We start from the raw sequence: 24563 nt of genomic DNA, 5'->3' as shown, positions 1-24563 counted from the left end.
GCACAGCTTCTGGCGACCCGGAAACGCAGCGTGCCGATCCGCATCCGGTGCGGGTGGCTGCATGCCAGGGCACCCGTGGAAGCGGCGCAGGGGGGTGCAGCACATCATTTCGCCACGATGGCGCCCTGGCCCGTGGTCTGGTGAAAATCGTCGAAGAAGCGGTAGCGCCCCGGCGCCATCGGCCGGAACACCAGGGTTGAGGTCACGCCCGGCGCGAGCACCTTTTCCTTGCGCAGCTCTAGGCTCTCGAACTCCACCGGGTCGCGCCCGGCGTTGGTGATCTCCAGCCGGAACTTCACCCCCTGCGGCACCACCAGCTCGGCCGGCTCGAAGCGCCCCTCGCGCGCCGTCAGCCGGAAGGTCGGCATGTCGTCCGCCCAGGCCAGCCCCAGCGCCGAACCCAAGAGCAGCGCCACCAGCGACCGGGTCAACCACCCGGCACGCGAGCCTCCCCATCCAGAGATGCCGTGGAACCGGCTTCGCCGGGCCACAGGCATCGCCCCCTTGAGGGGGTCGCGCGCAGCGCGGCAGGGGTGGGCCATCAGTAACCGCCCTTCTTGCCCGTGCCCGCGTAGGTGAACTCGTAGCTCACGTCGAAGGGCTTGAACCAGGGGCCGACGCCGGTTTCCTTGTCGGTGTGGCGGCCAAAGTGCGCGGCGTTGCCGCCGGGCGGGCTGATGCGGAAGGTCAGCTTGTACTTGCCCGGGCCCATCAGCTTGACGTTGTCGCCGTAGTGCGGGCCGTCGGAGGCCACCATGGGCATGAAGTGCCCGCTGACTTTCTCGGTTGTGCCCACTTTGACCAGCTCGAAATCGATGGTCAGGTGCGGCATCCAGGCGCCTTCCTCGAAGCCATTCGGGTTGTCCTTGAGGGCGTGGATGTCGGCCTCCAGATGGACGTCCGATTCTTCGGCTTTGCGCATCATGCCCTCGGGCTCCATCTTGATTGGCGCCAGGTAGACCGCCGCGATCTCCATGCCGGCGAGCTTGTGCGGCTTGCCGATCGGGAATTCCTTGGCCTGGGCGGCGAAGGTCAGGGCGGCGCCGGCCGCGAGCGTGACGAGGAAGGTGATGGGTTTCATGAAAGTTCCTGGGTGGTTGGGACACGGGCCACGGGCCCGGTGTGATGCGCATATTAAACAAGAATCACTCTTATTTACTTGACACAGATCAAGCTTCGGGCCGTCCGAGCGCGGCCGCAGCGGGGCGTCTGCCGGCCGCGTTCCGGCGCTCAGCCCGCCTGTTCGGCGGCCAGCCCGGGCTCGGCGGCGGCGCGCCCCGGGGCCCGCCGCGCCTTGCGGGCCTTGACCCAGTAGGGGTAGAAGAACAGGTAGTAGCCGGTCAGGATCAGCCAGAACAGGGTGAGGCCACTCAGGACCATGGCAACGTACTTGGCGACATCGCCGAAGACCATGAAGGCGTGCACGTCCATCCACAGCTGGTCGCCGCGCAGCCCGTCGTTGAGCAGCTTGCCGCTGACCGCATCGATCTGCAGTTCCCGCGGCGAGCTGAAGGCGGAACCCGCTTCCAGGCGCACCTTCCACATGCGTTTGCCCGGGCGCAGCTCAAGGCGGTTGATGTCGTCCAGCGACTGGGCCTCCGGCAGCCGCAGCTCCAGCACGATCTCCGCGACGCGCTGCACCGGCAGGAACTGGCTGAACTCGCCCTGGTCGCCCTTGCGCGAGGCCGGCTGCAGGTACTCCAGGTCTTTCTTGAAGGTCAGGAACAGGCCCGACAGCGCGACAACCAGCAGCACCAGGCCGAGGAAGACGGACATCCATTTGTGGGTGAGGCGGGAGAACTTGGCGAAGCGGGTCAGCGCATCCGGGTGGCGCTGCCCTGCGGAGGCGGGGATTTTCATGATGAGATGGGGATAATTGATGCAAATGCAATTCATTCGCATTACCAATCATACCCAAACCACACCCCACTCTGGACGGGCCGCGCCGCCCGGGCCCGACGCCCGACCCGGTGGCGGGCGCCGGCGGCCAGGGCCTGTTGTCTCTGTCTTTTCAGGTGCGAACCGGCCCTACCGGCATTCAAAACGCGGGAACCGCGCCCCCAAGTCCGCCAGATCGCTGGCCGACAGGTTGTCCTGCGGCCGGCCCTGGCCGCTGCAGGCCTGCAGCACCCAGTGCGGCACCGACTGAGCCGCCAGCGCGTCGGCCAGCCGGAACAGCCCGTCGCGGCCGAACAGGCCGGCGTGCCAGGTGGTGCGGCACTCCAGCGCCACGCCACTGTCCAGCAGCAGGCGCAGGCTCTGTGCCGCCCGCGCGCCGCTGCCCGGTGTGCCCGTGATGGCGTCGTAACGCTGCGCCGGCGCCTTGACGTCCAGGCCCACCCAGTCCAGCTGCGGCAGGGCCTGCGCCAGGCGTTCCGGGTACATGCCGCCGGTGTGCAGGCCGGTGGCAAACCCCAGCGCCCGCACCTCGGCCAGCGCCGGGACCAGGGCCGCCTGCAGCGTGGGCTCGCCGCCGGAAAACACCACGCCGTCGAGCAGGCCGCGGCGCTGCTGCAGAAAGGCCCGCACCGCCGACCAGGCCAGCGCGCCGGGCACGGCCGCGTCCAGCAGGGCCGGGTTGTGGCAGTAGCCGCAGCGCCAGGGGCAGCCCTGCAGGAACACCACCGCCGCCAGCCGGCCGGGGAAGTCGACGCCGGTCAGCCGCGTCAGGCCACCGATGCGCAGGGCATCGGCCCCCTGCGGCGGCGCATCGGGCAGCGCCTCAACCAGCACATCCAGGTTCCGTAAAGAACTGGCGCTCGGCGTGTTCGCCCTGCTTGCCGCGGTTGAAGCTGCTGACCGGGCGGTGGTAGCCCATGACGCGGGTCCAGACCTCGCAGGGCTGGCGTTCGTCGTCGCGCAGGGTCGGGTCGGCGGTGGTGGGTGCGGCGGTGGATGGGGTCGATGGGCTCACAGGTTTTCCTCCTTGGGGGGTTGACTAACGGGATCTCAGGCCGCCATCAGTTGCCGGCGCTTGGCGGCCAGCTTCTCTTCGTCGCAGACCGGGCAGAACGGGTGTTCGCCGGCGAGGTAGCCGTGGGTCGGGCAAATGGAGAAGGTGGGCGTGACGGTGATGTAGGGCAGGCGGTGGTTCGTCAGGGCCCGCTGCACCAGGGCGCGACAGGCCTCGCCGCTGGTCAGGCGCTCGCCCATGTAGAGGTGCAGCACGGTGCCGCCGGTGTACTGGCGCTGCAGCGGGGCCTGGCGCTCCAGCGCCTCGAAGGGGTCGTCGGTGAAACCCACCGGCAGCTGCGAGGAGTTGGTGTAGTAGGGCTGCTCGGCGGTGCCGGCCTGCAGGATCGTGGGCCAGCGCTTGCGGTCTTCGCGCGCGAAGCGGTAGGTCGTGCCTTCGGCCGGTGTGGCCTCCAGGTTGTAGAGGTGGCCGGTCTCTTCTTGAAAGGCGACGATGCGCGCGCGCACGTGGTCGAGGAAACGCAGCGCGAAGGCCTGGCCCTCGTCGGTGGTGATGTCGTGGGCATCCCCCGTGAAGTTGCGCAGCATCTCGTTGATGCCGTTCACGCCCAGGGTGCTGAAGTGGTTGCGCAGCGTGCCCAGGTAGCGCTTGGTGTAGGGGAACAGGCCCTGGTCCATCAGGCGCTGGATCAGCTTGCGCTTGGTCTCCAGGCTCTGCTTGCCCAGCTCCAGCAACCGGTCCAGCGCGGCCAGCAGGCCGGCTTCGTCGCCCGCATGCAGATGCCCCAGGCGCGCGCAGTTGACCGTGACCACGCCCAGGCTGCCGGTCTGCTCGGCGCTGCCGAACAGGCCGTTGCCACGCTTGAGCAGCTCGCGCAGATCGAGCTGCAGGCGGCAGCACATGGAGCGCACCATGTTCGGCTGCAGCTCGGAGTTGATGAAATTCTGGAAGTAGGGCAGGCCGTACTTGGCCGTCATGTCGAACAGGCGCCGCGCGTTCTCGCTCTCCCAGGGGAAATCGGGCGTGATGTTGTAGGTCGGGATGGGAAAGGTGAAGACCCGGCCCTTGGCGTCACCCTCGGTCATGACCTCGATGTAGGCGCGGTTGATCAGGTCCATCTCGGCCTGCAGCTCGCCGTAGCAGAACGGCATCTCGCGGCCACCGATCACAGGCACCTGCTCGCGCAGGTCCTCGGGGCAGACCCAGTCGAAGGTGAGGTTGGTGAAGGGCGTCTGCGTGCCCCAGCGCGAGGGCACGTTGAGGTTGTAGACCAGCTCCTGGATGCACTGGCGCACGGCGGGGTAATCCATGCCGTCTTGCCGCACATAGGGCGCCATGTAGGTGTCGAAGGACGAGAAGGCCTGTGCGCCGGCCCACTCGTTCTGCAGCGTGCCCAGAAAGTTGACGATCTGCCCCACGGCCGAGGACATGTGCCTGGGCGGCCCCGACTCCACCTTGCCCGGCACCCCATTGAGGCCCTCGTTGAGCAGGGTGCGCAGCGACCAGCCGGCGCAGTAGCCGCTGAGCATGTCGAGGTCGTGGATGTGGATGTCGCCTTCGCGGTGGGCCGCGCCGATCTCGGGCGTGTAGACGTGCGAGAGCCAGTAGTTGGCCGTGACCTTGCCGGCCACGTTGAGGATCAGGCCGCCCAGCGAGTAGCCCTGGTTGGCGTTGGCGTTGACGCGCCAGTCGGCGCGCGTGAGGTATTCGTTGATGGAACTTTCCACATCCACCAGCGTTTGTTTGTCGGCGCGCAGCGTGGCGTGCTGTTCGCGGTAGACGATGTAGGCGCGCGCCGTCTTGAAATGGTTGGCCGCGATCAGCGTCTGCTCGACCACGTCCTGCACCTGCTCGATGTGCGGCGCCTCGCCACGGAAGCGGTGGATCAGCACCTTGACCACCTGCGCGCACAGCAGCGCGGCCTCCGGCTCGTCGAACTCGCCGCTGGCGGCCCCGGCGCGGGCGAGCGCCGCGCCGATCTTATGGGCATTGAACGGCTCGCGCTGACCACTGCGTTTGACCACCTCGCGCGGCAAACTGACCACCATGGCGTCCTCCATCGGGCTCTCCTCCTTCGGGGTTGAAACACTACCTATGGTGTGCACGATATCCATGGCACGCTATATGTAGTTTGATGTGCGACAAGAAATCGCACGCCCCGGAGGCCCGAAAACGCCCAAGAACCGGCTTGATGCACATCAAGCCGGCGCCCTGGCCCCGGCCCTGCCGCCGGGGGAGGGAAAGCGCCTAGCGGCGCAGCCGGCAGGCGTCGCCGCTGGCCTGGCGGCGCACCTCCACGCAGTCCAGTTGCTGCGCGTAGCGCGCTTCCATCGCACGCCAGATGAAGGCGCAGAGGTTTTCCAGCGTGGCCGGGCCGAGGTCGGCCACCTCGTCGAGGAAGCGGTGGTCCAGCGCCAGGCGCAGGGTCTCGATGTGGCCGCGCAGGTGGGCCAGATCGACCAGCATGCCGCTGTCCGGGTCGGGCTCGCCCGCCAGCGTGACCTCGGCGATGTAGGTGTGGCCGTGGATGCGCAGGCTGGGCTCGACATCGATCTTGCGGCGCAAGGTGTGGGCGGCCTCGAAATAAAAGCTCTGACTCAGTTCGTATCTCATCTCAATCCATCTCTATCAACTCAATTCACATGCCGCAGCCGGAGAACGTGCCCCGCCCAGGGCACCCGTGGAACTGGCTTTGCCAGGCCACAGGGTGCGGCCCCCTCCGGGGGCTGAGGGCCGCGGCTCCGGGCCTGCCTGCGCAGGCTCGGACAGCCCGAAGAAGCATGGGCTCTGTCCCATGCTGCGGCCTGCAAGGCGAGCGAAGCGGCGCAGGGGAGGGTCACCGGATCCCCAACACCTTGTGCGTCTGCACCGAGAGCCGCCAGCGCGGGTCGGCCAGGCACAGCGCGGTGGCCAGTTCGGTGTTGCGGCGCGCCAGCGGGCCGTCCATGGCCTGCAGGAAGTGGTGGTCGAACGGCAGCTCGGCCAGCGCGTCCAGGTCCAGCCCGTCCTGCGGCACCACGACCTTCAACTCCTGCCCGCGGGTGAGCAGCAGCGGAGCGCCGGCCTTGGGGCTCACGCACACCCAGTCCAGCCCGGCGGGCGGCGCGAGCGTGCCATTGGTTTCCACAGCGATGGTGAAGCCGCGCGCGTGCAGCGCGCCGGTCAGGGCCTCGTCCACCTGCAGCAGCGGCTCGCCCCCGGTCAGCACCACCAGGCCGGGGGCCGCGCCGGCGGGCCACTGCCCGGCGATGGTGTCGGCCAGGGCCTCGGCGCTGGCGAACTTGCCGCCCAGCGTGCCGTCGGTGCCCACGAAGTCGGTGTCGCAGAAGGTGCAGACCGCGCTGGCGCGATCGGCCTCGCGCCCGCTCCAGAGGTTGCAGCCGGCAAAGCGGCAGAACACCGCCGCGCGGCCAGCGTTGGCGCCCTCGCCCTGCAGGGTGTAGAAGATTTCCTTGACGCTGTAGGTCATGGTGAAAGCCAGGTGGGCCGCGAAACAGGCGGCGCCCGGGGTGGTATCGAAGAGGCCAATATTGTCCGCCACCGGGGCCCACGGCCGGGCCGCTGTCGCTTGGGCGCTGACAAGCGGCCCCGCGCTCCACACAATGCCCGCATGGACTTTGAGCACAGCCCCCGGGCGCAGGCGCTCCAGCGGCAGCTGGAGAACTTCATGCAGCAGTACCTGCTGCCGCACAACCCGGCCTGGCACCAGGCGGTGCAGGACGGGCAGTACCCGCCGCCCTTCCTGGAAGACCTCAAGACGCTGGCGCAGGAGGAAGGCCTGTGGAACCTGTTCCTGCCCGGCCTGCGCGAGGACGAGCCGGGCACGCGCCTCTCCAACCTCGACTACGCGCCGCTGGCCGAGGCCATGGGCAAGCTCAGCTGGGCGGCCGAGGTCTTCAACTGCAGCGCGCCCGACACCGGCAACATGGAGCTGCTGCACCGCTTCGCCACGCCGGCGCAGCGTGAACGCTGGCTGATGCCCTTGCTGCACGGCACGATCCGTTCGGCCTTCGCGATGTCAGAACCCGACGTGGCCTCGTCGGACCCGACCAACCTGCAGACCACCGTGCGGCGCGAGGGCGATGATCTCGTGCTCAGCGGCCGCAAGTGGTTCATCACCGGCGTGGCGCATCCGCATTGCAAGCTGCTGATCGTGATGGCGCGCAACGACGGTGAGGACAGCACCGCGCCCGACACCCAGCACCACCAGCACAGCATGGTGCTCGTGCCGCTGGACACGCCGGGTGTGGCCGTGGTGCGCAACATCAGCGTGGTGCACCACCACGCGCCCGAGGGGCATTGCGAGATCGTGTTCCGCCAGGTGCGGGTGCCGGCCGACCAGCTGCTGGGCGACTGGGGCGCGGGCTTCGCGATGGCGCAGGCGCGCCTGGGTCCGGGCCGGGTGCACCACTGCATGCGCACCATCGGCCAGTGCGAACTGGCGCTGGCACTGGCGACCGAGCGCGCGCTGGAGCGGCGCAGCTTCGGCCACCACCTGGCCGACTACGCCAACGTGCAGGAGTGGATCGCGCTCTCGCGCATCGAGATCGACCAGGCGCGGCTGCTGGTGCTGCGCTGCGCCTGGCTGCTGGACCACCCGGAGCGCTCCGAGCCGGCGGCGCTGCGGGCGCAGGTCGCGGCCATCAAGGTGGTCGCCGCCGGCCTGCAGACCCGCGTGGTCGACCGCGCGATGCAGATCTTCGGCGCCATGGGCCTGTCGCCCGACACGCCGCTGGCGCAGTTCTGGACCTGGGGCCGCGCGCTGCACCTGCTCGATGGCCCGGACGAGGTGCATCTGCGCAGCGTGGCGCGGCACGAGCTGGCGCAGGCGCGCGAGCGTCTGGGGTCTTCTGCCGCTTACTTCACGACGCCGGAGCAGATGCGCACGCCACCGCATCTGAACTGAGGCCCGCACGCTCCGCCGCTGCGCGGGTCGCGCTCTCAGCGATCGATCCCCCCCGGCAGCGACAGATCGCCCGACGCGACCTTGAACACCTGCGCCACACACAGCAGCGGGTTGTGCATGCTGGCGTTGACCCGCAGGGCCGCGGTGACGCCGTCGAACTTGGCCTGCGCGTGGGCCGCCACGTCGTCGAACGGCACCCGCACGCTCACGCGGTCGCCCGCGAAGAGGGGGCTCCAGCCGGGGCTGTCGATCAGCAGCGGCAGGCCGGGCCAGGTCTTGGGCAGGCGCGGTTGGCTGCCCTCGGGAATGTCGACCACCTTCAGCGCGCCTTTGCCACAGGCCTCGTCGGGCTGCAGCACCACCCAGTGCGAGTGCCAGACGCCGCCGTCGTTCTTGAGCTTGCCGTCGCCGTTTTCGTCGAACAGCGGCGTGTCGTCGAAGTCGGGGTGGGCGGTGACGGCGAAGGCCAGGATGCCGGCCTTGGCCTCGAAGCCGACCTCGGCCGGGTCCAGGCTGGTCGGCCAGACATAGGAAAACACCTTGCTGCCGGCGAGCTGGCCGGTCTTGGTCGGGCGCAGGCGGCCGGCCTTGCCCGAGACCTGCATCTGGAACATCAGTTGCTTGCCCTCGGTGGTGATGCGGGTGCGCACGATGTCGAAGGGCGCGTGGACCGCCTTGGCGCGCGCGGTCGCGATGCCGCCAGCCGCGTCCTTCGGCCCTTCAGCCAGGGCGGGGCCTGCCGCCGCGAGAAAGGCCGCCACCAAGGCGGCACGCAGAACGGTCGGTGTGGGAATGGAACGCATAGAGAACTCCTGGGTGGGGTGGCACATAGAACCGCCGTTCAGCGATCCCGGGACGGTCAGTGTTGACCCGACGCGCGCTCTGATGGGATCATTTCGTCCGCCATTCATACCCATTCGTTCAGCCGCCGCATGTCCGACACCCCGCCGCCCATCGACCGCCTGTCCGGCCTGCTGGAGCGTTTCCGTGTCCGCGCCGAGCTGTCGTTCACCGGCACGCTGTGCGGGGTGCAGAGCTTTGCGCCGCCGCCGGGCACGGGCTACCTGCACCTGCTGCGCCGGGGCACGCTCACGGTCACCCACCCGCCGCGCCAGTGCGTGCCGCTGCGCCTGTACATCCACGAGCCCTCGCTGCTGTTCTACCCGCGCGCCATCACCCACCACTTCCACAACCCGCCGGTCGAGGGCTCGGACTTCACCTGCGCCCAGCTGCACTTCGACGGTGGCCAGGAACACCCGCTGGTGCGCACCCTGCCCGGCGTTCTGGTGCTGCCGCTGAGCCAGGTCGAGGGGCTGGGCGCGGCGCTGGACCTGCTGTTCGCCGAGACCGACCGGGTGCGCTGTGGCCACCGCCTGCTGGCCGACCGGCTGTTCGAGGTGGTGCTGATCCAGACCCTGCGCTGGCTGCTCGACCACCCGCACGAGGCCGGCGTGCCGCCGGGCCTGGTCACCGGCCTGTCGGACCCGCAGCTGGCGCGCGCCATCGTCGCTCTGCACGAGGCGCCCGGCCAGCCCTGGAGCGTGGCAGAGCTGGCGGCGGTCGCCGGCCTCTCGCGCACCGGCTTCAGCCAGCGCTTTCGGGATCTGGTGGGCCAGACACCGGCGGATTACCTCGCCGACTGGCGCATCGGCCTGGCCCAGGCCGGTCTGCTGCAGGGCGCCTCCATCAAGCGGCTGGCCAGCGAGCTGGGTTACGCCAACCCCTCGGCCCTGAGCCGCGCGTTCGCCGCCAAGTCCGGGCGCTCACCGCGCGACTGGCTCAAGGCGTCGGCACCACCGCCGGATTGAGCCCCATCGCCTGCGCGGCGATGTCCAGCGAGCGCAGCCGCAGCGCCGGATCGAACACGTCGCTGACCAGCATGAACTCGTCGGCCTGGGTCGCTTCGGCCAGCTGCTGCAGACCGTCGCGCACCGTGTCCGGCCCGCCCACCACGGCGCAGGCCAGGAAGTCGGCGATGGCGGCGCGGGCCTGCGTGTCCAGCCGTTCCATGAAACCCTCGACCGGCGCCGGCAGCTGACCGCGCTGGCCCGTGAGGATGCCCAGCACGCGCTGGTAGGTGCTGCTGGCCAGGTACTCGGCCTCGTCGTCGGTCGGCGCGGCGATCAGCGGCACGCCGACGATGGCGTAGGGCCTGTCCAGCACTTTCGAAGGCTTGAAGTTGGCGCGGTACATGTCCAGCGCCTGCAGCAGGTAGCGCGGCGCGAAGTGCGAGGCAAAGGCGTAGGGCAGGCCGCGTTCGGCCGCCAGCTGGGCCGAGAACAGGCTCGACCCCAGCAGCCAGATCGGCACCTTCGTGCCCGCGCCGGGCATGGCGATCAGGCGCTGGCCGGGCTGGGGGTCGTCGAGCAGACGCTGCAGCTCGGCCACGTCGCGCGGGAAATCGTCTTCGGTCTCGCGGCGGTCGCGGCGCAGCGCGCGCATGGTCAGCGGGTCGGTGCCGGGCGCGCGGCCCAGGCCCAGGTCGATGCGGCCGGGGTGCAGCTCGGCCAGGGTGCCGAAGGCCTCGGCCACCACCAGCGGCGCGTGGTTGGGCAGCATCACGCCACCCGAGCCGACGCGGATGCGCTGCGTGGCGCCCGCGATGTGGCCGACCAGCACGGCCGTGGCCGAGCTGGCGATGCCGCTCATGTTGTGGTGCTCGGCCAGCCAGTAGCGGGTGAAGCCCAGGCGCTCGGCGTGCTGCGCGGTGCGCAAGGCGATGGCCAGGGCGTCGGCCACCGTGCCGCCTTCGCGCACGGCGACCAGGTCGAGCAGGGAGAGCCGGATGTCGGTCAGGTTTTTCATGCGCCCGATTGTGGTCCGGTGCCCGCACCGGCGCTGTCACCGGCGCCAAACCCTGACGCAACGCAAGCCTTGTCCCGCCGCTGGTGGTCAAGCGGGCGCACCCGGCGTAGGCTCTGGCCACTGTCCCCTGCTTCACCGTTCCCATCCACCCGACCATGACCACCACCCTCTTCGACCCCGTCACCGCCGGTGACCTGCACCTGGCCAACCGCATCGTCATGGCGCCGCTGACGCGCAACCGCGCGCCCGACGCCATCCCCACACCGCTGATGGCCGAGTACTACGCCCAGCGCGCCAGCGCCGGCCTGCTGATCACCGAAGCCACCGCCATCTGCCACGAAGGCCAGGGTTACGCCGACGTGCCGGGCCTGTACGGCACCGAGCAGCTGGACGGCTGGAAGCGCGTGACCCGCGCCGTGCACGAGGCCGGCGGCAAGATCGTCTGCCAGCTCTGGCACGTGGGCCGCGTCTCGCACCTGGAACTGCAGCCGCACTTCCAGAAGCCGGTGGCGCCCTCGGCCATCCGCGCCCACACCAAGACCGTGCTGATCAAGAACGGCGTGCCGACCTTCGTCGACACCTCCGAGCCGCGCGCGCTGGACGCCGAAGAGATCCCGGGCATCGTGATGACCTACCGCCACGCGGCCATGAACGCCATCAGCGCCGGCTTTGACGGGGTCGAGATCCACGCCGCCAACGGCTACCTGATCGACCAGTTCCTCAAGACCGGCGCCAACCACCGCAAGGACGACTACGGCGGCAGCATCGCCAACCGCGCGCGCCTGCTGCTGGAAGTGGTGGCCGCGGTGACCGACGCCATCGGTGGCGGCCGCACCGGCATCCGCCTCTCGCCGGTGACCCCGGCCAACGACATTGTCGACGCCGACCCGCAGCCGCTGTTCGAGCACGTGGCGCGCCAGCTCGGCCCGCTGGGCCTGGCCTATGTGCACGTGATCGAAGGCTCGACCGGCGGCCCGCGCACACTGCCCGATCGGCCGTTCGACTACGCCGCATTCAAGACCGCCTACCGCAGTGCGGGCGGCACCGGCGCCTGGATGGTCAACAACGGCTACGACCTGCCGCTGGCCCAGCAGGCGCTGGCCGACGGCGCCGACCTCGTGGCCTTCGGCAAGGCCTACATCGCCAACCCCGACCTGGTGGCCCGCCTGCGCCGCGGCGGCCCCTTCAACCCGCCGGACAAGATGACCTTCTACGGCGGCGCTGAAAAGGGCTACACCGACTACCCGTTCCTGGAGGCTTGAGCCCCCACGCTCCGCCGCTGCGCGGGTCGCTGCCCCCCAGGGGGGCTGGGCCTGCCTTGGGGCGGCCCGGCGGCTGGCCCGTCTGAGCCCCCACGCTCCACCGCTGCACGGGTCGCTGCCCCCCGCGGGGGCTGGGCCAGCCTTGGGACGGCGGCCCGGCGGCTGGCCCGTCTGAGCCCCCACGCTCCACCGCTGCGCGGGTCGCTACCCCCGCGGGGGCTGGGCCTGCCTTGGGGCGGCCCGGCGGCTGGCCCGTCTGAGCCCCGCGCCCCACCACTGCGCCCGCCTATGATGCGCGCACCATGCCCTCCCCCGAACTGGTCGCCGCCCTCTACCCCTGGCTCCTGCCGCTGCACATCACGCTGGTGACGCTGAGCGTGTCGCTGTTCGCCGCGCGCGGCCTGGGCGTGCTCGCCGGGCAGGCCTGGCCCATGCGCGACTGGGCGCGTGGCCTGGCCCCGGTCATCGACTCGCTGCTGCTGCTGGCCGGCGGCACGCTGTGGTGGCTGCTGCAGCTCAACCCCACGCAGCAGCACTGGCTGCTGGCCAAGCTGGTGCTGCTGATCGTCTACATCGTGCTGGGTACCCTGGCGCTGAAGCGGGCCCCCACGCGCGGCGCCCGGGCGGCCTGCTATGTCGCCGCGCTCGCGGTCGTGGGGTTCATGGTGGGCATCGCGCTGGCCCACCACCCGCTGGGCTGGTTCGCACCATGAGCGCCCCGACGGTCCATCACTCGCGCCTGGTGCGCGGCCTGCTCTGGCTCGCGGGCTCGGTCTCGCTGGTTCTGGGCCTGATCGGCGTCGTGGTGCCGGGTCTGCCGACCACGCCCTTCGTGCTGCTGGCCGCGGCCTGTTACGCCAAGGCCTCCCCGCGCCTGCACGCCTGGCTGCTGAACCACCGGCTCACCGGGCCGCTGCTGCGCGACTGGGAAGCCAACCGCAGCCTCACGCGGCGCACCAAGCTGATCTCGGTCGGCTCGATGCTGGTGATGGTGAGCTTCTCGATCTGGAGCTTCCGCCACCGCTGGATCGCGCAGGCGGTGCTGGTGGCGCTGGGCGCCATCGGCGCCTGGGTGGTGCTGCGCATTCCGACGCGCAAGCCCTGAAGAAAGCGCGTCACGCAGCCGCGGCGGCGGCGCGCGTGCGCCGGCGCGGCTTGCCGGTCTGCATGGCGGCACAGAGGTTGTAGAACTCCTGCGCCGCCGGTGTCAGCACCGTCGAGCGGCGCTTGATCAGCCCCACCATGCGTTTGACCACCGGGTCCACCAGCGGCACGCTGGCCAGCAGCGGGTGGTCTTTCGCCGGCATCGCCATCGAGGGCACCACCGCCACGCCCAGCCCCGCCTCCACCAGGCCGATCATGGTCGTGCCGTGCCGTGTTTCGTACAGGCTGTGCGGCTGCTCGGCCATGCCGGCCAGCGCCTGGTCGAGCAGCAGGCGGTTGCCCGAGACCTTGTCGGCGGCGATGTAGTCGTACTGCGCGAGTTCGGCCCAGCGCACCTGTCGCTTCTTCGCCAGCGGGTGGTCGCGCCGGCAGGCCGCCACGAAGTGTTCTTCCACCAGCGGCTTGAACTCCACATCGCCCTCCTGCGAGCCGACGAAATTCAGACCGAAGTCGGCCTCGCCGCGCGCCACCGCCAGCAACACCGCGTTGGCGCTCTCGTCGATGATCTTCACGCGCACGCGCGGGTAGCGCTCGTGGTAACGCGCGATCACACTGGAGAGGAAGTAGTTCACCGCCGAGGGCACGGCCGCGATGGTGACCTCGCCCATGCGCGTGGCCGCCACGCCGCGGATGCCCAGCAGGGTGGTGTCCAGCGCATCGAGGATCTGGCGCAGCTGGCGGTCAAAATCGCGCCCCACCACGGTGAGGCTGACGCGGCGCGTGCTGCGTTCGAGCAGCCGCACGCCCAGCGCCTGCTCCAGCTTGTCGATGCGCCGGCTGAACGCCGGCTGCGAGATGTGCACCGACTCCGCGGCCTTGCGGAAGTTGCCCAGTTCGGCCACGGCACGGAAGGCGAACAGGTCGTTGAGATCGAAGTGTGCGGACATGGGTGGCGGGGATGACGGGGGGTTTTGATTGATGCATATTGTGGATCAATCGATCTCAACTATGCAATTCACAGATATCTGTGGGCGCCGGATGATGCGCCCACTTTCAACCGACGGAGACAAATTCATGAAATCCACCCTCACCGCGATCGCCCTGGCCCTGACCGCCCTCACCGGCGCTGCGCAAGGCTTTCCCAGCAAGACCGTGACCATCGTCGTGCCCACCGCCGCTGGTGGCGGCAACGACCTGATGGCCCGCACCATCGCCCAAAAGCTCGGTGGCCTGCTGGGCCAGAGCGTGATCGTGGAGAACAAGGCCGGCGCCAACGGCGCCATCGCCAGCGAGTACGTGGCCCGGGCCACGCCCGACGGCCACACGCTGATGCTGGGCTACATCGCCACCCACGCCATGAACCCCGCGCTGCAGAAGCTGCGCTACGACCCGGTGACCGATTTCGAACCGGTGGCCATGGTGGGCTACTCGGGTGTCGTGATGGTGGCCAACGCCGCCACGCCCGTGAAAGACATCAAGGACCTGGTCGCCCAGCTCAAGGCCAAGCCCGAGCGTTACGTGTACGCCACCGCCGGCAACGGCACGGCGCCGCACTTCGCGGGCGAACTGTTCAAGCTCAACGCGGGCGTGGAGATGATCGGCGTGCCCTACAAGGGCGCTTCGCCCGCCATCAACGACACCCTGGGCGGCCAGACCCAGTTCATGTTCCCCAGCCTGTTCACGGCGCTGCCCCATGTCAAGGGCGGCAAGCTCAAGGCGCTGGCCATCGCCGGCCCCAAGCGCTCGCCGCTGCTGCCCGATGTGCCGACCATGAAGGAGGCCGGCGTGGACGGGGTCGAAGTGCAACAGTGGTACGCCATCTTCGCGCCGGCCAAGACCCCGAAGGACGTGGTCGCCAAGCTCAACAAGTCCATCAACGAGGTGCTGTCCGACAAGGACGTTATCAAGCGCATGGAAGACCACGGCGCCGACGTCGAGACCAGCACGCCCGAGCAGCTCGGCAGCCTGGTGAAGTCGGAGCTGGCGAAGTGGAAGGCCGTCGTGCTCAAGGCCAAGCTGACCGCGAACTGAACACGCCACACGCAGCCCCCGCGGGCCGCCCCTGACCGGCGCGCCTGCGCCCTCCCTTTGAACACGACCGCCGTGGTCGTTCGACCGATCACCGGGCCAGGGTCGGCGCGCCCCGAAGCGCGCCCACACCCGCCCGAAACCTGAACCCCCTGGAGACAACCGACATGCAAAAACACACCTTCGCCCTGGCCACCGTGGCCGCCCTGTCCCTGGCCTCTGCGGCCCATGCCCAGTCCGCTGTGCAGCTCTACGGCGTGGTCGACCTCTCGCTGGCCAAAGTCAGCGGGAAGTCGCTCAAACTGGGCGGCGCGGCCCCGCTCACCAACGGCAGCAGCCGCATCGGCTACCGCGGCACCGAGGACCTGGGCGGCGGCATGAAGGCCTCGTTCAACCTGGAAGCCCAGATCGACCCGACCTCGGGCGCCACCCAGACCGCCATGTTTTCGCGCGCCGCCAACCTGTCGCTGAGCGGCGGCTTTGGCGCCGTGAAGCTGGGCCGCACGCTCACGCCCAGCTACGGCGGGTTCAGGGCCTGGGACCTGTCCGGCGCCGCCAACTACAACGTCGTGAGCAGCCAGTTCAAGTTCGCCGGACTGGATTCGCGCAACAGCAGCGAGATCAGCTACAGCTCCCCCAGTTTCAACGGACTGAGCTTCTCCCTCGGGCACATCCTCAAGGCCGACAACAAGGGCGTGGCCAAGAACGACCTGAACGTGATCTACAAGAGCGGCAACCTGTCGGCGGGCCTGTCCTACAACCACCTCAGCGGCGGCAGCAGCAACCAGGCCCTGGGCGCGAGCTACCAGTTCGGGGGCGTGCGGGTGGCCGCCAGTCTGCACGACGTGGTGAGCGCCGGCAAAGGCAAGGGCTTCACGCTGGGCGCCTCGACCCAGGTGGGCCCGGTTGCACTGCTGATCGACTGGGCGCGCGACACCGAGGCACACGATTCCGACCTGCTGCTGGATGCGCGCTACCCCCTGTCCAAGCGGACCATGGTGTACGCCGCGCACATCCGCAACGGCAAGGGCAAGGCGGCCACGGACGTCAACTCGACCGTGCTCGGCATCCGTCACAACTTCTGATCGGTAACCCATGGCCGCCATGAACTACGCCATCCCCTGTGTGCTCATGCGGGCCGGTACGTCGCGCGGCCCCTTCTTCCTGCGCGACTGGTTGCCCGAAGGCGACGAGGCGCGCGACCAGGCCCTCATCGGCGCCATCGGCGCCTCCGACCCGCTGCAGCTCGACGGCCTGGGCGGCGGCAGCACGCTCAACAGCAAGGTCGCCATCGTCTCGCGCTCCAGCGTGCCCGGCTGCGACCTCGACTACCTGTTCGCCCAGGTCGGCGTCGGCCACCGCTCGGTCGACACGCGGCCCAACTGCGGCAACATGCTCTCGGGCGTGGCGCCGTTTGCCATCGAGCAGGGGCTGATCGCGGCGCAGGACGGCACCACCACGGTCCGCATCCACAACGTCAACACCGGGGCCCAGATCGAGGCCACGGTCTGCACGCCGGGCGGCAAGGTGAGCTACGACGGCGACGCGCGCATCGACGGCGTGGCCGGCACGGCGGCGCCGATCCTGCTGAACTTCCTGGACGCCTGGGGCGCGGTCACCGGCCAGGTGTTCCCCACCGGCCAGCGCATCGACCTGATCGACGGGCTGGAGGTGACCTGCATCGACGCGGCCATGCCGCTGATGATGCTGCGCGCCGCCGACCTCGGCCTCACGGGCCGCGAGCGCCCGGCCGAGCTGGACGCCAACACCGCGCTGCTGGCGCGCATCGAGGCGCTGCGGCTCGAAGCCGGCCGGCGCATGGGCCTGGGCGATGTGTCGGCCAGCGTGATCCCCAAGCCGGTGCTGGTCAGCGCAGGCGACACGCCCGACAGCATCACCTCGCGCTACTTCACGCCGCACAAGTGCCACGCTTCGCACGCGGTCACCGGCGCCATCGGCGTGGCCACAGCCTTCGCTCTGCCGGGCACCGTCGCCAGCGGCGGCGCACGCGCGGCCGGGCGCCATGCGCTGGTGGTGCTGCACCCAGCTGGTCAGATCGACGTGGCGGTGGACCTGGAAGGCGAGGGCGACGCGATCGCCATCAAGAGCGCGGCCCTGGTGCGCACTGCGCGCAAGATCATGCAGGGCATGCTGCACCTGCCGGGTTATGTGTTCCCGCCCGCTGTGCCGGTGCCGGAAGCGTCACCAGGTGCCGCGCCCAGCGCCGTGCGCAACTTCCCGCAGCGCGAGCTGCACATCATCGTGCCCACCAGCGCCGGTGGTGGCAACGACACCATGGCCCGCACGCTCACGCGCAAGCTCGGCCCCCTGCTGGGCCAGCCGGTGGTGGTGGACAACCGGGCCGGCGCCAACGGCAGCATCGCCAGCGAGTACGTGGCCGCGGCGCAGCCCGACGGCCACACCCTGCTGTTCGGCTACATCGCGACGCACGGCATCAACCCGGCGCTGCAGAAGCTGCGCTACGACCCGGTGGCCGACTTCTCGCCGGTGGGCCTGATCGGCTATTCGCCCACGCTGCTGGTGGTGCCGGCGTCACTGCCGGTCAACAACGTGTCCGAGCTGGTGCGGCTGTTGCGCGACGCGCCGGCGCCGCTGGCCTACGCCTCGGCGGGCGACGGCACGGTGCCGCAGCTGGCGGCCGAGCTGTTCCAGCTGCAGACCGGCACGCGCCTGACCCGCGCCGATTTCTCCGGCGCCGGGCCAGCGATTGCCGACGTGGCCAACGGTCTGGTGCAGCTGATGTTCCCGAGCCTGTTCACCGCCCTGCCGTACCTGCGCAGCCAGCGGCTGAAGGCGCTGGCTGTGGCCGGCACCGAACGGCTGGCGGCCTGCCCGGATGTGCCGACGCTGCAGGAGGCGGGCGTGCCGGGCCTGGCGATGACGCAGTGGTACGCGCTGTTCGCGCCGGCCAAGACGCCGCACGCGGTGACGCGCCAGCTCAACGCCGCCCTGAACACGGTGCTGAACGATCCGGAGGTGGCCGCGCGCATGCAGGCCGACGGAGCGCAGGTGCAGACCTCAACCCCGGGCGAGCTGCACGACCTGCTGCTCGCCGAAGGCGAGCGCTGGCAGGACGTGGTGCGTCAGACCGGCCTGCGGCTGAACATGGCCACCGACTGAACCCGGTCGGTCGGTCGGTCGGTCAGGCGGCGCGGCGCGCCAGCACCTCAAACGCCGGCAGCGTCTTGCCTTCCAGCACTTCGAGGAAGGCGCCGCCGCCGGTGGAGATGTAGCCCACCTGCTTCTCGATGCCGTACTTGGCGATCGCAGCCAGCGTGTCGCCACCACCGGCGATGCTGAAGGCGCTGCTCTCGGCAATCGCCTGCGCGATCACCTTGGTGCCGTTCTCGAAGGCCGCGAACTCGAACACGCCCACCGGGCCGTTCCAGACGATGGTGCCGGCCTGCTTCAACTGCGCGGCCAGCTTCGCGGCCGTCTTGGGGCCGATGTCCAGGATCAGGTCGTCGTCGGCCACGTCGGTGGCGGCTTTCACCGTCGCTTCGGCGTCCGGGCTGAAGGCCTTGGCGCAGACCACGTCTTCGGGGATCGGCACCTCGGCGCCGCGCGCTTTCATGGCCGCGATCACCGCCGTGGCTTCGCCCAGCAGGTCGGGTTCGGCCAGGCTCTTGCCGATCTTCAGGCCCGCGGCGAGCATGAAGGTGTTGGCGATGCCGCCGCCGACGATCAGGCCGTCGACGTTCTTGGCCAGGGCCTGCAGGATGGTGAGCTTGGTGCTGACCTTGCTGCCGGCGACGATGGCGATCAGCGGGCGCTTCGGGTTGGCGAGCGCTTTGCCGATCGCGTCCATCTCGGCCGCCAGCAGCGGGCCGGCGCAGGCGATGGGAGCGGTCTCGGCGATGCCGTAGGTGCTGCCTTCGGCGCGGTGCGCGGTGCCGAAGGCGTCGTGCACGAAGATGTCGCACAGCTGGCCCAGTTTGGCCGCCAGTTCGGGCTTGTTCTTCTTCTCGCCCACGTTCAGGCGGCAGTTCTCCAGCATGACCAGTTCACCGGGCGCGACGGCGAAGTCGCCATCGACCCAGTTGGCCACCACCGGGATGCTGCGGCCCATGAGTTCACCCATGCGCGCGGCCACGGGTGCCAGGGAGTCTTCGGGTTTGAACGCGCCTTCGGTGGGGCGGCCCAGGTGGCTGGTGACCATCACCGCGGCACCGGCGTCCAGCGCCATCTGGATGGCCGGGATGCTGGCGCGGATGCGCGTGTCTTCGGTGATCTCGCCCGCATCGTTCTGCGGCACGTTCAGGTCGGCACGGATGAAGACGCGTTGGCCCTTGGCTTTGCCTTGGGCGCAGAGATCGGAGAAGCGGATGAATTGCATGGCGGTTTCCGGTGGCGGTGGACAAGGGCCTGGCAGCGCGAGCCGCCAGAGCCGAACCGGAAGATTGTAGGGAAGGCCGAACGCCCCGCCCCGGCGACCGCAGCGCGCCGGTCAGCGCGGCAAGGGTCCCGCCACCAGCACCCAGTCGCCCCCGCGCAGGGCCATGGACCGGCAGGCCAGCTGGCTGCACAGGTAACCCACACCCACGCCGGCCAGCACGTCCAGCGGAAAGTGCAGGCCCAGGGCCACACGGCTCCAGCCCACGAGCGCGGCCAGCCCCAGCGGGACCCAGCGCCCCGGCCGGCCGCGCAGCCGCCGCCACAGCGCAAAGCCCATGGCAAATGCGGCACTGGCGTGGCTGCTGGGAAAACTCGGGGTGGCTTTGTGTTCCAGCCACTGGACCCCCAGCCCCAGGGCGAAGGGGCGCGGCATGGGCCACAGGGCGGACAGCCCGCGCGAGACCAGCCAGGCCAGCAGCATGGCCAGCAGCGCCACGGTCATGGCGCGCCGCACGCCCGGCTCGCGCAGGCAGAGCGCCGCACAGACACCCACCAGCGCCGCCGACGGCAACACGGTGGACGAGATGCGCGCCAGCCACAGCAGCAGGGTGTGTGGCTGCGGGCCGAGGTTGATCCAGTGAAAGAGTGGGAGGTTCAGGTCGGGCATCGTGCCGGCATGCTGGGGCCGGCAGATGATCCCCAGCTTATGTGGCACCCCGGTGAAAACCCGGGCCACCCGTTCGGGCTGCGGCTCAAAGCGTGCACATCACAACGTCGGCCTTGCCGACCCCGCATTCGGGGCAGCGCCAGTCCTCGGGCACGTCGGCCCAGCGGGTGCCGGGCGCGATCCCGCTGTCGGGGTCGCCCTGGGCTTCGTCGTAGATGAATCCGCACACCACGCACATCCAGGTGTTCATGAGCTTCTCTCCTGTGTTTGACATGGAAGCTCAGTCGTCGTCGTGGTCGCCGCCCTGGACCAGCGCGCTGCTGGTGCCCAGCCCGGGCACCAGCCCGCGCGGCGAGTCCTGCCATTGCCAGGCGCCGAAGGCCAGCACCGCCAGCAGCACGGCCACCGCCAGCCACACGCGGTTGTGCCGCACCGGGCTGGGTCCGCCGCCGGGCAGGCGTCCGGTGAGCATGGGCAGGGCCAGGTTCTGGCGCCGCAGCACGCTCAGCAGGGCGATCAGGCCCAGGTGCGCCAGCACCACGGCCAGGAAGGCGTTGCCGAACAGCTCGTGCGCCTCCTCCAGCCAGTCGCCGCCGAGCACATCGCCCCAGTCGTTGTAGGTCGCGTAGCCGCTGAGGGTGAGCGGCAGCACCAGGGCCAGCATCAGCACGATGGCCAGGGCCATGGCCAGGTGCTGGCCCTGGCGCCAGTTGACAGTGGCCCCCGCCTTGAGCGAACGCAGCCAGGCCGGCGCGCAGCCGAGCTTGCGCCAGAGCAGGCCCAGCCCGGCCTGGCGCGGGCCGAGCAGCCCGTAGAGCAGGCGAAACACCAGCAAGCCGGCGAAGCTGTAGCCCAGCGTGACGTGCAGCAGGCGCCAGTGTTCGCTTTCGGCGGTCAGGTAGGCCCCCACGAAGCTGAGGGCGAACAGCCAGTGGAACATACGCGTGGGCGCATCGGTGACGAGGCGGCTCGGCGCCGGCACGGTGGCGGCGCCCGGGGCGCGGGGATCGAAGGACGGTGCGGTCTGCATGGTGGGGTCTTCGGATCAGTCGCGCCAGGCCCAGCGCTGGCGCAGCGTCATGCCGGCGGGCATGCGCAGGTGGTCGTCGTCGAACTGGCCCTTGTCTGCGCCGGTGTGGCAGGCGGCGCAGTTGGCCGCGCTCTTGACGCTGGGCAGCTTCCAGACGGAGGGCTCGACCTCGTCGTGTTTGCGCACGAACCAGGCGGCGCGGGTGATGCGGTCCTGCGGCGGCTCTTCGGCCACGCGCTTGGTGGTGCCGGCGTGGGCCTGCAGCCAGCCGCCGATGTGCTTGACGGTGGCCGCGTCGAGCGAGGCATCGGTGCCGTAGTGCTGGTCCAGCCCGGTCATGATGCGTTGCCACGAGCGCGCCGGCAGCAGGCTGGGCGGGTAGGCGGTGTGGCAGGCCGCGCATTCGGCCGTGTAGGCCGACGGCACCACGGCGGGCATGGCGCGACCACCGTCGGCCAGGGCGTTGCCCAGGGTGACGAGGCCGGCCGCGAGCAGCACAAGACGAGGGAGGAGGCGGGGGATCAGGGGGGTGTTCATGGCGGGTATCTCCAGGTTCACTTCAGGCTGCTCAGGTAGGCCAGCACGTCGGCCTTTTCACCGGCGCTGCATTCGCGGGCCAGCACGTCCTTGCAATTGCGGCGGAACCACTTGTCGACCTTGGCGGTGTCGGCAAAGGCCTTGGGGTTGAAAGCCGGCGCCAGCGGGGCGATGGGCTTGCCGGTGCTGGCGTGTTTGCCTTCGGCGGTGGGCGGCGTGCCGTGGCACGAGGCGCACGACCATTCACCTCCGTGCCGGGTGGTGAAGAGAGTCTGGCCGCGCGCGGCGTTGCCGGGCGTGCCGGCCTGGGTGCTCCAGTGCGCCAGCTGCTGGGCGGGGGTGGTGTCGCCGGCGTGGGCGGCGCCCGTCCCCCCGGTCGACAGGGCCAGGGCGATGAACAGGACAGAGAAAAAGCTTTTCATGGTTTGACTGGCTCCGTGCGGGATGGGTGGGGATACGGCATGGACGCAGTGTGTGAACCCGCGCTTGAACCGAAGCTGAAGCGCACGTTCATCGGGCGTTCAGCTTCGGCCCGGACAATCGCGGGCCATGAAGTCCCTTCGCCTCTCTGTGCTGTGGCTGGCCGCTGTGCTGGCGCTGGCGCCGGCACACGCCGACAGCGACCACGACCGCGCCCGCGCCGCCGTGCAGGCCGGCCAGGTGCTGCCGCTCAAGACCGTGCTGGAACGGCTGGAACGCGACCACCCCGGCCAGGTGCTGGAGGTGGAGCTGGAGCAGGAGGACGGGCGCTGGGTCTACGAGGTCCGGCTGCTGCAGGCCGGTGGCCGGCTGCTCAAGCTCGAACTCGACGCCGCCAGCGGCGACGTGCTCAAGCGCCGCGAACGCGGACCACGGCACTGATACGCTGCTCCCCATGCGCATCCTGCTGGTCGAAGACGAACCCACCCTGCGCGCGCAGCTGCGCACCGCCCTGACCGAGGCCGGCTACGCGGTGGACGAGGCCGACAACGGCCGCGACGCGCACTTTCTGGGCGACACCGAAGCGTTCGACGCGGTGGTGCTCGACCTCGGTCTGCCGGTGCTCGATGGCCTGTCGGTGCTCAAGCGCTGGCGCGATGCCGGGCGCGCGATGCCGGTGCTGATCCTGACCGCGCGCGACAACTGGAGCGAGAAGGTGGCCGGCATCGACGCCGGCGCCGACGACTACCTGACCAAACCCTTCCACATGGAAGAGCTGCTGGCGCGCATGCGCGGCCTGATCCGCCGCGCCAACGGGCAGGCCTCGCCGGTGCTGCAGTGCGGCGCGCTGGCGCTGGACACGCGCAGCGGCCGCGTCACCCTGGCCGGCCAGCCGGTCACGCTGACCAGCCACGAATTCAAGGTGCTGGACTACCTGATGCACCGCCCCGGCGCGGTGGTCTCGCGCACCGAGCTGACCGAACACATCTACGCGCAGGACTTCGACCGCGACTCCAACACCATCGAGGTGTTCGTGGGCCGGCTGCGCAAGAAGCTGCCCGCGGACCTGATCGAAACCGTGCGCGGCCTGGGCTACCGGCTGGTGGCGCCATGACAGCGCCGCCAGGCGCCGCGGAGGCACCAGCGCCCACCGGCTGGCGCTGGCCGGGTTCGCTGCGCCTGCGGCTGCTGGGCGCCACCCTGGTCACGCTGGCGCTGGCGCTGACGGGCGCGCACGGCTGGCTCAGCGGCCTGTTCCGCGACCACGTGCTGCGCCAGTTCGACGCCACCCTGGTGCTGCAGCTGGACCAGCTGACCGCGCGGCTGGAGTTCGACGCCCGGGGCCAGCCGCTGATCGACCCGCGCCGCCTGTCCGACCCGCGGCTGGACAAGCCCTATTCGGGCCTGTACTGGCAGCTCGACCAGGTCAGCACCGATGGGCAGACCCGCCGCGGCGTGCTGCGCTCGCGCTCGCTGTGGGACGCGCAGCTGGCGCTGGCGCCCGACCCGCTGGCCGACGGCGGCCTGCACACGCACGACGGCACCGGCCCGCAAGGCGACGCGCTGCGCATCGTCGAACGGTCGCTGCAGGTGCCCGAACAGCCGCAGGCGCGCTGGCGCCTGATGGTGGCGGCCGACACGCGCGCGGCCCTGGCCGCCGCGGACGATTTCAACGGCGTGCTGGCCGGGTCGCTCGCCGGCCTGGGCGCGCTGCTGGCACTGGCCGCGCTGGCGCAAGTGGCGGTGGGCCTGTCGCCCCTGCAGGGCATGCAGCGCGCGCTGCAGCAGGTGCGCGAGGGCCGCACGGCCCGGCTGCAGGGCCGCTTCCCGGCCGAGGTGCAGCCGCTGATCGACGACTTCAACGGCGTGCTCGACCGCAACGCCGAGGGGGTGGCGCGCGCGCGCACGCAGGCGGGCAACCTGGCGCACGCGCTCAAGACGCCGCTGGCCGTGCTGGGCAACGCCGCTGCCCAAGCGCCGCACAGCGACCTGGCGCCGCTGGTGGCCGAGCAGGTGCAGGTGGCGCAGCGCCACATCCACTGGCACCTGGCGCGCGCCCGCGTGGCCGCCTCGCAGGGCCTGCCCGGTCAGCGCACGCCGCTGGCGCCCTTGCTGGCGGGTCTGCTGCGGGTGATGGGCAAGCTGCACGCCGGGCGGGGGCTGGATCTGTCGGCCGGTGAACTGCCCGCCGACGCCGCCTTTGCCGGCGAAGAACAGGACCTGCAGGAGATGCTGGGCAACCTGCTGGACAACGCCTGCCGATGCGCCCGCCGCGCGGTGCGCGTGAGCACGCAGCACGAGGGCCGGCAGCTGCACATCACGGTGGACGACGACGGCCCCGGCATCGCGCCCGAACAGCGCGCCGCGGTCTTGCAGCGCGGTGTGCGGCTGGACGAGTCCACGCCCGGCAGCGGGCTGGGCCTGGCCATCGTGGTCGAACTCGCGCAGCTCTACGGCGGCGCGCTCACGCTGGACACCAGCGACACCGGCGGCCTGCGCGCCCGTCTGTCGCTGCCGGCCGCGGCCTGAAGCTC

Annotated in this window: 28 protein-coding genes; 11 read left to right on the top strand and 17 right to left on the bottom strand. The window is 70.4% G+C overall.

The features are described from left to right. Window positions 1-104: 104 nt before the first annotated feature. The 8 genes from RMP09_RS12785 to queE all read right to left on the bottom strand — a co-directional run bounded on the left by RMP09_RS12785 (window position 105) and on the right by queE (window position 6383). On the bottom strand, window positions 105-419 hold the full coding sequence (locus RMP09_RS12785; protein ID WP_409559724.1) for a cupredoxin domain-containing protein: 315 nt from the start codon (window positions 417-419) through the stop codon (window positions 105-107). 122 nt (window positions 420-541) lie between these two features. Next, window positions 542-1081, bottom strand: a complete 540-nt coding sequence (locus RMP09_RS12780) for an iron transporter (protein ID WP_310566354.1) — start codon at window positions 1079-1081, stop codon at window positions 542-544. A 149-nt stretch (window positions 1082-1230) separates the two neighbouring features. After that, on the bottom strand, window positions 1231-1860 hold the full coding sequence (locus RMP09_RS12775; RefSeq protein WP_310566353.1) for a PepSY domain-containing protein: 630 nt from the start codon (window positions 1858-1860) through the stop codon (window positions 1231-1233). Window positions 1861-2028: 168 nt separating this feature from the next. Beyond that, window positions 2029-2730 (bottom strand): anaerobic ribonucleoside-triphosphate reductase activating protein, encoded by a 702-nt coding sequence (locus RMP09_RS12770; RefSeq protein ID WP_409559723.1) that lies wholly within the window; start codon window positions 2728-2730, stop codon window positions 2029-2031. Then, on the bottom strand, window positions 2723-2914 hold the full coding sequence (gene nrdD, locus RMP09_RS12765; protein ID WP_310566351.1) for an anaerobic ribonucleoside-triphosphate reductase: 192 nt from the start codon (window positions 2912-2914) through the stop codon (window positions 2723-2725). Before nrdD ends, RMP09_RS12770 begins: the two co-directional genes overlap by 8 nt. A 35-nt stretch (window positions 2915-2949) precedes the next feature. After that, window positions 2950-4974, bottom strand: coding sequence for a ribonucleoside triphosphate reductase (locus tag RMP09_RS12760; RefSeq protein WP_310566350.1), 2025 nt, complete (start codon window positions 4972-4974; stop codon window positions 2950-2952). A gap of 187 nt (window positions 4975-5161) precedes the next feature. Then, window positions 5162-5527 carry a 6-carboxytetrahydropterin synthase gene (locus RMP09_RS12755; protein WP_310566349.1) on the bottom strand — a complete coding sequence of 122 codons (366 nt, stop codon included), beginning with the start codon at window positions 5525-5527 and terminating at the stop codon, window positions 5162-5164. A gap of 223 nt (window positions 5528-5750) precedes the next feature. Beyond that, window positions 5751-6383, bottom strand: a complete 633-nt coding sequence (gene queE / locus RMP09_RS12750) for a 7-carboxy-7-deazaguanine synthase (RefSeq protein WP_310566348.1) — start codon at window positions 6381-6383, stop codon at window positions 5751-5753. Between the two features lie 141 nt (window positions 6384-6524). On the opposite strand from queE, the gene RMP09_RS12745 reads away from it, so the two are divergent. Beyond that, window positions 6525-7820, top strand: coding sequence for an acyl-CoA dehydrogenase family protein (locus tag RMP09_RS12745; RefSeq protein WP_310566347.1), 1296 nt, complete (start codon window positions 6525-6527; stop codon window positions 7818-7820). A 35-nt stretch (window positions 7821-7855) separates the two neighbouring features. On the opposite strand, the gene RMP09_RS12740 is transcribed toward RMP09_RS12745, so the two are convergent. Beyond that, the gene (locus RMP09_RS12740) at window positions 7856-8623 is read right to left on the bottom strand and encodes a hypothetical protein (RefSeq protein WP_310566346.1); all 768 of its coding nucleotides are present in this window, start codon (window positions 8621-8623) and stop codon (window positions 7856-7858) included. A 129-nt stretch (window positions 8624-8752) separates the two neighbouring features. Here RMP09_RS12740 and RMP09_RS12735 point away from each other — a divergent pair, with 129 nt between their 5' ends. Next, window positions 8753-9628 carry an AraC family transcriptional regulator gene (locus tag RMP09_RS12735; protein ID WP_310566345.1) on the top strand — a complete coding sequence of 292 codons (876 nt, stop codon included), beginning with the start codon at window positions 8753-8755 and terminating at the stop codon, window positions 9626-9628. On the opposite strand, the gene RMP09_RS12730 is transcribed toward RMP09_RS12735, so the two are convergent. Next, window positions 9600-10625 (bottom strand): LLM class flavin-dependent oxidoreductase, encoded by a 1026-nt coding sequence (locus RMP09_RS12730; RefSeq protein WP_310566344.1) that lies wholly within the window; start codon window positions 10623-10625, stop codon window positions 9600-9602. The two genes, RMP09_RS12735 and RMP09_RS12730, sit on opposite strands and share 29 nt — an antisense overlap. A 155-nt stretch (window positions 10626-10780) precedes the next feature. On the opposite strand from RMP09_RS12730, the gene RMP09_RS12725 reads away from it, so the two are divergent. From RMP09_RS12725 to RMP09_RS12715, 3 genes are all read left to right on the top strand, one after another. Continuing rightward, the gene (locus tag RMP09_RS12725; protein ID WP_310566343.1) at window positions 10781-11887 is read left to right on the top strand and encodes an alkene reductase; all 1107 of its coding nucleotides are present in this window, start codon (window positions 10781-10783) and stop codon (window positions 11885-11887) included. Between the two features lie 302 nt (window positions 11888-12189). Beyond that, window positions 12190-12600: a SirB2 family protein gene (locus RMP09_RS12720; protein ID WP_310566342.1), complete on the top strand. Its 411-nt coding sequence runs from the start codon at window positions 12190-12192 to the stop codon at window positions 12598-12600. Beyond that, window positions 12597-12992 (top strand): YbaN family protein, encoded by a 396-nt coding sequence (locus tag RMP09_RS12715; RefSeq protein WP_310566341.1) that lies wholly within the window; start codon window positions 12597-12599, stop codon window positions 12990-12992. Before RMP09_RS12720 ends, RMP09_RS12715 begins: the two co-directional genes overlap by 4 nt. Before the next feature lie 10 nt (window positions 12993-13002). On the opposite strand, the gene RMP09_RS12710 is transcribed toward RMP09_RS12715, so the two are convergent. Then, a complete protein-coding gene (locus RMP09_RS12710; RefSeq protein WP_310566340.1) occupies window positions 13003-13938 on the bottom strand; it encodes a LysR family transcriptional regulator in 936 nt (311 codons plus the stop codon). A 127-nt stretch (window positions 13939-14065) separates the two neighbouring features. Here RMP09_RS12710 and RMP09_RS12705 point away from each other — a divergent pair, with 127 nt between their 5' ends. From RMP09_RS12705 to RMP09_RS12695, 3 genes are all read left to right on the top strand, one after another. Beyond that, window positions 14066-15022, top strand: coding sequence for a tripartite tricarboxylate transporter substrate binding protein (locus RMP09_RS12705; RefSeq protein ID WP_310566339.1), 957 nt, complete (start codon window positions 14066-14068; stop codon window positions 15020-15022). A gap of 164 nt (window positions 15023-15186) precedes the next feature. Then, on the top strand, window positions 15187-16104 hold the full coding sequence (locus tag RMP09_RS12700) for a porin (RefSeq protein ID WP_310566338.1): 918 nt from the start codon (window positions 15187-15189) through the stop codon (window positions 16102-16104). 19 nt (window positions 16105-16123) lie between these two features. Continuing rightward, a complete protein-coding gene (locus RMP09_RS12695; protein ID WP_310566337.1) occupies window positions 16124-18160 on the top strand; it encodes a 4-oxalomesaconate tautomerase in 2037 nt (678 codons plus the stop codon). Window positions 18161-18182: 22 nt separating this feature from the next. Here the strand turns inward: RMP09_RS12695 and RMP09_RS12690 are convergent, their stop codons facing one another. The 6 genes from RMP09_RS12690 to RMP09_RS12665 all read right to left on the bottom strand — a co-directional run bounded on the left by RMP09_RS12690 (window position 18183) and on the right by RMP09_RS12665 (window position 22031). Further along, window positions 18183-19376: a phosphoglycerate kinase gene (locus RMP09_RS12690; protein ID WP_310566336.1), complete on the bottom strand. Its 1194-nt coding sequence runs from the start codon at window positions 19374-19376 to the stop codon at window positions 18183-18185. Window positions 19377-19487: 111 nt separating this feature from the next. Then, window positions 19488-20042, bottom strand: coding sequence for a phosphatase PAP2 family protein (locus tag RMP09_RS12685; protein WP_310566335.1), 555 nt, complete (start codon window positions 20040-20042; stop codon window positions 19488-19490). An 85-nt stretch (window positions 20043-20127) separates the two neighbouring features. Beyond that, window positions 20128-20292 carry a rubredoxin gene (locus RMP09_RS12680; RefSeq protein WP_310566334.1) on the bottom strand — a complete coding sequence of 55 codons (165 nt, stop codon included), beginning with the start codon at window positions 20290-20292 and terminating at the stop codon, window positions 20128-20130. A 30-nt stretch (window positions 20293-20322) separates the two neighbouring features. After that, window positions 20323-21072 carry a cytochrome b/b6 domain-containing protein gene (locus tag RMP09_RS12675; RefSeq protein WP_310566333.1) on the bottom strand — a complete coding sequence of 250 codons (750 nt, stop codon included), beginning with the start codon at window positions 21070-21072 and terminating at the stop codon, window positions 20323-20325. A gap of 15 nt (window positions 21073-21087) precedes the next feature. Beyond that, window positions 21088-21609, bottom strand: a complete 522-nt coding sequence (locus tag RMP09_RS12670) for a diheme cytochrome c (protein WP_310566332.1) — start codon at window positions 21607-21609, stop codon at window positions 21088-21090. Between the two features lie 17 nt (window positions 21610-21626). Then, on the bottom strand, window positions 21627-22031 hold the full coding sequence (locus RMP09_RS12665; RefSeq protein ID WP_310566331.1) for a DUF1924 domain-containing protein: 405 nt from the start codon (window positions 22029-22031) through the stop codon (window positions 21627-21629). Window positions 22032-22158: 127 nt separating this feature from the next. On the opposite strand from RMP09_RS12665, the gene RMP09_RS12660 reads away from it, so the two are divergent. The 3 genes from RMP09_RS12660 to RMP09_RS12650 are packed head-to-tail and all read left to right on the top strand — an operon-like array spanning window position 22159 to window position 24558. Further along, a complete protein-coding gene (locus RMP09_RS12660) occupies window positions 22159-22470 on the top strand; it encodes a PepSY domain-containing protein (RefSeq protein ID WP_310566330.1) in 312 nt (103 codons plus the stop codon). 13 nt (window positions 22471-22483) lie between these two features. Beyond that, window positions 22484-23143, top strand: a complete 660-nt coding sequence (locus RMP09_RS12655) for a response regulator transcription factor (protein ID WP_310566329.1) — start codon at window positions 22484-22486, stop codon at window positions 23141-23143. Further along, window positions 23140-24558 (top strand): ATP-binding protein, encoded by a 1419-nt coding sequence (locus tag RMP09_RS12650; RefSeq protein ID WP_310566328.1) that lies wholly within the window; start codon window positions 23140-23142, stop codon window positions 24556-24558. The genes RMP09_RS12655 and RMP09_RS12650 overlap by 4 nt, the downstream gene beginning before the upstream one ends. Window positions 24559-24563 lie beyond the last annotated feature (5 nt).

The sequence above is a fragment of the Hydrogenophaga sp. genome, assembly GCF_031426985.1.
Taxonomy (GTDB): domain Bacteria; phylum Pseudomonadota; class Gammaproteobacteria; order Burkholderiales; family Burkholderiaceae_C; genus Hydrogenophaga.
This window is presented reverse-complemented; position numbering and strand designations above follow the sequence as displayed.

What these genes read in the sequence shown, in the direction of transcription:
- RMP09_RS12780 (WP_310566354.1), bottom strand. Translation starts at nt 1,081, where the DNA reads ATGAAACCCATCACCTTCCTCGTCACGCTCGCGGCCGGCGCCGCCCTG.
- RMP09_RS12775 (WP_310566353.1), bottom strand. Translation starts at nt 1,860, where the DNA reads ATGAAAATCCCCGCCTCCGCAGGGCAGCGCCACCCGGATGCGCTGACC.
- RMP09_RS12760 (WP_310566350.1), bottom strand. Translation starts at nt 4,974, where the DNA reads ATGGAGGACGCCATGGTGGTCAGTTTGCCGCGCGAGGTGGTCAAACGC.
- RMP09_RS12755 (WP_310566349.1), bottom strand. Translation starts at nt 5,527, where the DNA reads ATGAGATACGAACTGAGTCAGAGCTTTTATTTCGAGGCCGCCCACACC.
- queE (WP_310566348.1), bottom strand. Translation starts at nt 6,383, where the DNA reads ATGACCTACAGCGTCAAGGAAATCTTCTACACCCTGCAGGGCGAGGGC.
- RMP09_RS12745 (WP_310566347.1), top strand. Translation starts at nt 6,525, where the DNA reads ATGGACTTTGAGCACAGCCCCCGGGCGCAGGCGCTCCAGCGGCAGCTG.
- RMP09_RS12740 (WP_310566346.1), bottom strand. Translation starts at nt 8,623, where the DNA reads ATGCGTTCCATTCCCACACCGACCGTTCTGCGTGCCGCCTTGGTGGCG.
- RMP09_RS12735 (WP_310566345.1), top strand. Translation starts at nt 8,753, where the DNA reads ATGTCCGACACCCCGCCGCCCATCGACCGCCTGTCCGGCCTGCTGGAG.
- RMP09_RS12730 (WP_310566344.1), bottom strand. Translation starts at nt 10,625, where the DNA reads ATGAAAAACCTGACCGACATCCGGCTCTCCCTGCTCGACCTGGTCGCC.
- RMP09_RS12725 (WP_310566343.1), top strand. Translation starts at nt 10,781, where the DNA reads ATGACCACCACCCTCTTCGACCCCGTCACCGCCGGTGACCTGCACCTG.
- RMP09_RS12720 (WP_310566342.1), top strand. Translation starts at nt 12,190, where the DNA reads ATGCCCTCCCCCGAACTGGTCGCCGCCCTCTACCCCTGGCTCCTGCCG.
- RMP09_RS12715 (WP_310566341.1), top strand. Translation starts at nt 12,597, where the DNA reads ATGAGCGCCCCGACGGTCCATCACTCGCGCCTGGTGCGCGGCCTGCTC.
- RMP09_RS12710 (WP_310566340.1), bottom strand. Translation starts at nt 13,938, where the DNA reads ATGTCCGCACACTTCGATCTCAACGACCTGTTCGCCTTCCGTGCCGTG.
- RMP09_RS12705 (WP_310566339.1), top strand. Translation starts at nt 14,066, where the DNA reads ATGAAATCCACCCTCACCGCGATCGCCCTGGCCCTGACCGCCCTCACC.
- RMP09_RS12700 (WP_310566338.1), top strand. Translation starts at nt 15,187, where the DNA reads ATGCAAAAACACACCTTCGCCCTGGCCACCGTGGCCGCCCTGTCCCTG.
- RMP09_RS12695 (WP_310566337.1), top strand. Translation starts at nt 16,124, where the DNA reads ATGAACTACGCCATCCCCTGTGTGCTCATGCGGGCCGGTACGTCGCGC.
- RMP09_RS12690 (WP_310566336.1), bottom strand. Translation starts at nt 19,376, where the DNA reads ATGCAATTCATCCGCTTCTCCGATCTCTGCGCCCAAGGCAAAGCCAAG.
- RMP09_RS12685 (WP_310566335.1), bottom strand. Translation starts at nt 20,042, where the DNA reads ATGCCCGACCTGAACCTCCCACTCTTTCACTGGATCAACCTCGGCCCG.
- RMP09_RS12680 (WP_310566334.1), bottom strand. Translation starts at nt 20,292, where the DNA reads ATGAACACCTGGATGTGCGTGGTGTGCGGATTCATCTACGACGAAGCC.
- RMP09_RS12675 (WP_310566333.1), bottom strand. Translation starts at nt 21,072, where the DNA reads ATGCAGACCGCACCGTCCTTCGATCCCCGCGCCCCGGGCGCCGCCACC.
- RMP09_RS12670 (WP_310566332.1), bottom strand. Translation starts at nt 21,609, where the DNA reads ATGAACACCCCCCTGATCCCCCGCCTCCTCCCTCGTCTTGTGCTGCTC.
- RMP09_RS12665 (WP_310566331.1), bottom strand. Translation starts at nt 22,031, where the DNA reads ATGAAAAGCTTTTTCTCTGTCCTGTTCATCGCCCTGGCCCTGTCGACC.
- RMP09_RS12660 (WP_310566330.1), top strand. Translation starts at nt 22,159, where the DNA reads ATGAAGTCCCTTCGCCTCTCTGTGCTGTGGCTGGCCGCTGTGCTGGCG.
- RMP09_RS12655 (WP_310566329.1), top strand. Translation starts at nt 22,484, where the DNA reads ATGCGCATCCTGCTGGTCGAAGACGAACCCACCCTGCGCGCGCAGCTG.
- RMP09_RS12650 (WP_310566328.1), top strand. Translation starts at nt 23,140, where the DNA reads ATGACAGCGCCGCCAGGCGCCGCGGAGGCACCAGCGCCCACCGGCTGG.